General features: G+C 47.0%; 5 protein-coding genes. 2 read left to right on the top strand and 3 right to left on the bottom strand.

Annotation, left to right across the window (positions count from 1 at the left end; all coding sequences use genetic code 11):
* Positions 1–508: 508 nt before the first annotated feature.
* Positions 509–2,200 carry a chaperonin GroEL gene (gene groL, locus QUB12_RS36420; protein WP_333144318.1) on the top strand — a complete coding sequence of 564 codons (1,692 nt, stop codon included), beginning with the start codon at positions 509–511 and terminating at the stop codon, positions 2,198–2,200.
* A gap of 469 nt (positions 2,201–2,669) precedes the next feature.
* Here groL and QUB12_RS36415 read toward each other — a convergent pair whose 3' ends face one another.
* Positions 2,670–2,927: a DUF2811 domain-containing protein gene (locus tag QUB12_RS36415; protein ID WP_050813024.1), complete on the bottom strand. Its 258-nt coding sequence runs from the start codon at positions 2,925–2,927 to the stop codon at positions 2,670–2,672.
* A gap of 211 nt (positions 2,928–3,138) precedes the next feature.
* Here QUB12_RS36415 and QUB12_RS36410 point away from each other — a divergent pair, with 211 nt between their 5' ends.
* On the top strand, positions 3,139–3,408 hold the full coding sequence (locus QUB12_RS36410) for a hypothetical protein (protein ID WP_333144317.1): 270 nt from the start codon (positions 3,139–3,141) through the stop codon (positions 3,406–3,408).
* A gap of 106 nt (positions 3,409–3,514) precedes the next feature.
* Here QUB12_RS36410 and QUB12_RS36405 read toward each other — a convergent pair whose 3' ends face one another.
* Both QUB12_RS36405 and QUB12_RS36400 read right to left on the bottom strand, forming a co-directional pair.
* Entirely contained in the window at positions 3,515–5,017 is a 1,503-nt protein-coding gene (locus QUB12_RS36405) for a cryptochrome/photolyase family protein (RefSeq protein ID WP_333310950.1), read from the bottom strand.
* Positions 5,018–5,120: 103 nt separating this feature from the next.
* The gene (locus QUB12_RS36400; protein WP_333310949.1) at positions 5,121–5,675 is read right to left on the bottom strand and encodes a class I SAM-dependent methyltransferase; all 555 of its coding nucleotides are present in this window, start codon (positions 5,673–5,675) and stop codon (positions 5,121–5,123) included.
* Positions 5,676–5,845 lie beyond the last annotated feature (170 nt).

The raw sequence follows: 5,845 nt of genomic DNA, 5'->3' as shown, positions 1-5,845 counted from the left end.
GAAGGAAGAAGGAAGAAGGAAGAAGGAAGAAGGAAGAAGGAAGAAGGAAGAAGGAAGAAGGAAGAAGGAAGAAGGAAGGCGCAATCTTCAGCTCATGTTTCAGCAATTAAGAACGTCATCATCGTCGGGCGTGGTTGCTATAGAAGGTAGAAGTTTGAAAAAAAAAATAGAAGCTCTATCGAAAGGTAGATGACCGAAAACACCAGTTAAGAAATTTTTAATAAAAATTCTGCTTTGGGAGGACGCGCCATCAAAATTAGGTTTTGGCCTCAACCAAAACCTAATTATATCGATATGTAACAAACCACATTATATCTGTGGCGACACGAGATATGTGGGGACACGGCATTGCCCTGTCCTTAGCCACCCGGAACGAGCTCGCCCAAATCTCCCATCCGTCCCCCCAATCCCCCACACGGTTGAGGCGCGCTACAATCAAAAATCGATCAACTTAGCACTCAGACTCAGAGAGTGCTAAATTTGCTAATGTAAGCGATTGGAGACAAACATGACCAAAATAGTTGCATTTAGCGACAAATCTCGGCGGGCACTAGAACGCGGCGTCAATCAACTCGCCGATGCTGTCCGCATCACCTTGGGCCCGAAAGGCCGGAATGTCCTATTGGAAAAGAAATACGGCGCTCCCCAAATAGTTAACGACGGTATCACCGTTGCTAGGGATATCGAACTCGAAGACCCCCTGGAAAATGCCGGCGCTCGCTTAATTCAAGAAGTCGCCTCCAAAACTAAAGATATCGCAGGCGACGGCACAACAACCGCAACGGTTATCGCTCAATCCCTCATTCGCGAAGGTTTGAAGAATGTCGCTGCAGGCGCAAACCCAGTCGCGCTGCGCCGGGGTATTGAAAAAACGATCGCCCACTTGGTGCTGGAAATCGAGAAATTGGCGAAACCAGTCGAAGGAAGCGCCATTGCTCAAGTCGCCACTGTCTCCGCCGGTAACGACGAAGAAGTCGGCGCCATGATTGCCCAAGCAATGGAAAAAGTCACGAAAGACGGCGTAATTACTGTAGAAGAGTCGAAATCTCTGACAACAGAATTGGAAGTTGTCGAAGGGATGCAGTACGATCGCGGATATCTTTCTCCGTATTTCGTCACTAACACCGATCGCATGGAAGTTGAGTACGAAAACGCTCGCATCCTGATTACCGACAAAAAAATTAGCTCGATTCAAGAACTAATTCCAGTTCTCGAAAAAATCGCCCGCACCGGTCAACCGCTGCTAATTATCGCCGAAGATATTGAAGGCGAAGCTTTGGCAACTCTGGTAGTCAACAAAGCCCGCGGCGTATTGAACATCGCAGCAACCAAATCTCCTGGTTTTGGCGATCGACGCAAAGCTATGCTTCAAGATATCGCCGTGCTCACCGGCGGTCAACTGATTTCTGAAGAAGTCGGACTCAGCATCGATACCGCAACCCTAGAAATGCTCGGTACCGCCCGCAAAATTACGATCGACAAAGAAAACACGATCATTGTTGCAGGCGAAGAACACAAAGCTGACGTGCTAAAACGGATCGAGCAAATCCGCAAGCAGCTAGAAGCGACGGATTCCGACTACGACAAGGAAAAGCTAACCGAACGCATCGCCAAACTCGCCGGCGGCATCGCTGTAATTAAAGTCGGCGCAGCTACCGAAACCGAGCTCAAAGACCGTAAACTGCGTATTGAAGACGCTTTGAACGCTACGAAAGCTGCTGTGGAAGAAGGTATCGTTGCCGGAGGTGGGACGACGCTAATTCACCTGATTACAAAAATAGATGCGATCAGAAATACTTTAGACACCGAAGAACAAGTAGGCGCTGACTTGGTGAAGAAAGCTTTGGAATCACCTTTGCGTCAAATCGCTGATAATGCCGGTGTTGAAGGTTCGATCGTCATCGAACGAGTGCGGGCTAGCGAGTTCAACGTTGGCTACAACGCTCTTACCGACGTGTACGAAGATATGATTGCCGCCGGGATTATTGACCCGGCTAAGGTGGTGCGATCGGCTTTGCAAAATGCCGGTTCCATTGCTGGTATGGTATTGACCACTGAAGCTGTGATTGTCGAAAAACCCGAGAAGAAAAAAGCCGGCGGCGACATGGGCGACATGGGCGGCATGGGCGGCATGGGCGGCATGGGCGGCATGGGCGGCATGGGTGGCATGGGTGGCATGGGCGGCATGGGCATGATGTAGTCTTCAGCCATTAGTTTGTAGTCTGTAGGGTGCGCCGCACCATGCGTGTAAACAAGCGCGTCTTATGTACTACCCGTCTACTGTTTGACGATTAAGGCAGCTTATCCCCCCGGCATCCCCTGATAGTCCGGGGGGATTTTTCATTCTCTTGTAGGGGCAATCCCCCCGTGGCAGCCCCAATCCCACCCAAGGGCTAACAAATCGTGGAGGGGTCGGGTCGGCATTCTTGGCACGACAAGAGTCAAAAGGCTGGTTTTCCTGAGAATGAAACAGCCCTGCCCTGATAGTCCGGGGGGACTTGAAGCTATCAAAGTTTCCTTCTTAAGGGAGATGCAATGGGGCTCGGCATTAAGCTATAAGCGATAGTTCTCAGGGATTTTAAGCTGAAGTTGCCACCTCTGCAGTACGCGCCCTCTGGGTCAACTAAAATCCTTCCCAGAAACCGCGTCTCCCCCTCTCCCCCGATCCTTTAAGACGAGGGAGTTACATTGTTGCTGTGCAAGTCTTGAGGAGATTGAAACAGAGTTTCGAGATAAACTCTCGCAGCTTGGCGATAACTGCGCGAAGCTTCAGGCGTACCGCTATCGGCATTCTGCAACAAAAACAGCGACAGGGCCGCGCAAAATACTCGGTCTAGATCCCATTCGGGATGGGTTTCTAGGTAAGTTTTGAGAGAATCGTGCAGCGTTTCGGGAATTTCAGCAAAAATACTGACTGTTGGGTTCATCATTTTTTTTAGTCTCGCTAATAAATTGAAAACAGAACCCCCCCTTCGGCCGGATACAGGTGCTGGCACAGCCGAAATCAGAGCGCTTTTTTTTAGGTCGGTCGCATCATTGTGCGCTATGAGGGGGTGGGTTTGTCAATGTTGCGAAATATTACAAACTCCTTTAGATAAAAAAAAAGTCTACCAAATAATCAGCTTTTTAGGGCATTTTTTGTTACATATCTTTATGTGTCGGGGGGTTTATGAGGAATTAGGCAGCAAGTTAAGGAAATCCCCAATTCCGCAGCAAGATGCTACCGTGCCGTTAATTTCTGTGGAAAACTTTGTCGAATCTGTGGAAAACCTCAGACTTGCCTGGGGAAACGCTGTGGAATGTTTAGGGAAAAGTCAGGGAAAAAATAAGAATTGCAAAGGGCATGGGGCATGGGGCATGGGGGCATGGGGCATGGGGCATGGGGCATGGGGCATTGTTGACTGTTGACTGTTGACTGTTGACTGTTGATTAATGTTATTGGTTATTTGTTATTAGCCACTGCAAAGGATTAACAACTGACAACTGACAACAGTCAACTGACAACAGTCAACAGTCAACTTCCTAAGTGCCACTCTGCCGCTTTTTGGCGGATGGTTGCCAATTCTGGCGGCGGCATTTTGTCGAGATTGGCTAAGATAAAGCTCATGCGACCGATCGACTGAAGTTTGTCCCGGTGGCGCGCTAGGAAATCCCAGTAGAAGAAGTTGAAGGGACAGGCATTTTCGCCCGATCGCACTGTGCGATCGAATTTGCACCCCCGACAATAATCGCTCATTTTATTAATGTAATTGGCAGAAGCAGCATAGGGCTTCGAGGCCAACACACCGCCGTCAGCAAACAAACCCATGCCCAGCACATTAGTCTGCATTACCCAGTCATAGGCATCCACAAACGCACTGTGGAACCATTTTTCTAGCTCCTGGGGCGAGATTCCCGCAATTAGACCAAAATTGCTCAAAATTATCAACCGCTGGATATGGTGCGCGTAACCGCTGCCTTCGACTTGAGTTAAAACTTGGCACAAACAGTTCATATCTGTTTTACTAGCGTCCCAAAAAAACTCCGGCAGTGGCTGAGTGTGGTTGAACCAATTCTTCTCAAAATAATCAGCATCCACGTAAAAATACATACCGCGAATGTATTCTCGCCAGCCCAGAATTTGGCGGATAAAACCTTCGACGCTGTTTAAATTTAAGTTATTGTCGAGGTAGGCTGTTTCGGCGGCTTGAATAACTTCTAAAGGATGAAGTAATCCAATATTGAGATACGGAGAAATTAGGGAATGCCACATTGTTTCCTCCCCCGTTACCATCGCGTCTTGATAAGGGCCAAAAGTGGGGAGACCCTGTTCGATGAAATTATCTAATACTTGCAATGCTTGCTCTCGTGTAACCCCCCAGCGAAAAGGTTCAATACTTCCGTAAGTTGGGAAAGATAGAGATTTAACTTGTGCGATAACTTCTTGAGTTATGGCGTCCGGTTCAAACCAGAGAGGTTTGGGGGTATCCAGTTTTCCTTTTGGTGGCTGACGATTTTCTTTGTCAAAATTCCACTTTCCTCCGACAGGTTTATTGCCATCCATTAAAATTTGGAAACGCTGGCGGCTGGCTCGATAGAAGTCTTCCATTAACAAACGTTTGCGGCTTGACGCCCAATCTTTGAATTCTGTTTGTGTCCAGAGGAATTGATTGTTGGGAATTAGGGTTATTTTACAGGGCAGTTGCCAGTTTTGAACGAGCTGTAAAAAAGGTCGATCGTTCGGAGCCATCACCCGCACTTCGGTGATATTCTGAGCTTGTATCCAAGCTTTGAGAGGTGCTTCAAAGTCCTCCGATTTTTTGTAAGTAACTTGCCATCCACCGACGCGCAATTCTTCAGCCAAGTGCCGCATGGCCGACCAAATTAATACTAATTTTTGTTGGTGGTAGCGCCGGTGTTGAACGTGCTGCCAAGATTCAATTAAAATTATCGGTAGGGAGGGTTTATCATCTGTGCGGTTGAGGGCAGCTTGGTTCTGCCATAGTTGATCGCCTAATATCCAAACGCCAACAGTCATTTTACTTTTTTTTAGTGAAACTTATTTTTTACTTTTTATGAGGTCGGGCGGTCTAGTCAAGAAACTGAATTGATTGACAACTCACAACTCATATGTTTTCAGGTTATCCTGAAAACTTACTAGAGCATAACATTGATTTCCAAAGATAGGGACACCGGCCAGCAAATTGAAATTTTATCTCTGTGTATCCTTCGGATCTTAATAACTTGGTCAGCGTCTCTACTGAAAAAAATTTAATGTGACCGTTATCCCAAAGAACGGTAAAATGTTGATCTAGTTTGCCAGAAACAGCTAAAGCCAGATTTTTTAAATAGCCGTGATAGGGGGTGGAAATAATTAATGTTCCTCCAGGAATGAGGCATTTTTTTGCAGTTCTTGCTAGTTCTTTAGGATAAAGCAAGTGTTCGATTACTTCAATAGCTAAGACAACATCAAATGAGTTCAGAATATCGGTATCTGGAAGGTCGTAAATATCTGCTTGGATAAACTGACACTCTGGGAAACTTTGACGGGAGATGGCAATTCCGGGTGCAGAAGTGTCAACGCCGACAACTTCGCAGCCGTGCTCTGCGATAACGTGACTGAGGCTGCCATTGCCACAGCCGAGATCCAAAACTCGGAGTTTTGTCTTGCTGGTCTGCTGAAGTGTCGCCAGCATTTCTAAAAGGGGAGTAATCCCTAGGACGGGCTTTTCTTAGACATTTTCCTTATAAATCAGACAATTGGTGTAGACTGGAATAATTCACCTAACCAAACCCAGATATGTCCACATATGTACCACCAAGAATCGCTATTCAACGACTCGGAGTATGTTCAAAAACACGCTTA

Origin of the sequence: Microcoleus sp. B7-D4 (assembly GCF_036705125.1) — a bacterium.
Taxonomy (GTDB): domain Bacteria; phylum Cyanobacteriota; class Cyanobacteriia; order Cyanobacteriales; family Microcoleaceae; genus Microcoleus.
This window is presented reverse-complemented; position numbering and strand designations above follow the sequence as displayed.

Coding starts and splice junctions, on each gene's coding strand:
- QUB12_RS36405 (WP_333310950.1), bottom strand. CDS start 5,017: ATGACTGTTGGCGTTTGGATATTAGGCGATCAACTATGGCAGAACCAA.
- QUB12_RS36415 (WP_050813024.1), bottom strand. CDS start 2,927: ATGAACCCAACAGTCAGTATTTTTGCTGAAATTCCCGAAACGCTGCAC.
- QUB12_RS36400 (WP_333310949.1), bottom strand. CDS start 5,675: ATGCTGGCGACACTTCAGCAGACCAGCAAGACAAAACTCCGAGTTTTG.
- groL (WP_333144318.1), top strand. CDS start 509: ATGACCAAAATAGTTGCATTTAGCGACAAATCTCGGCGGGCACTAGAA.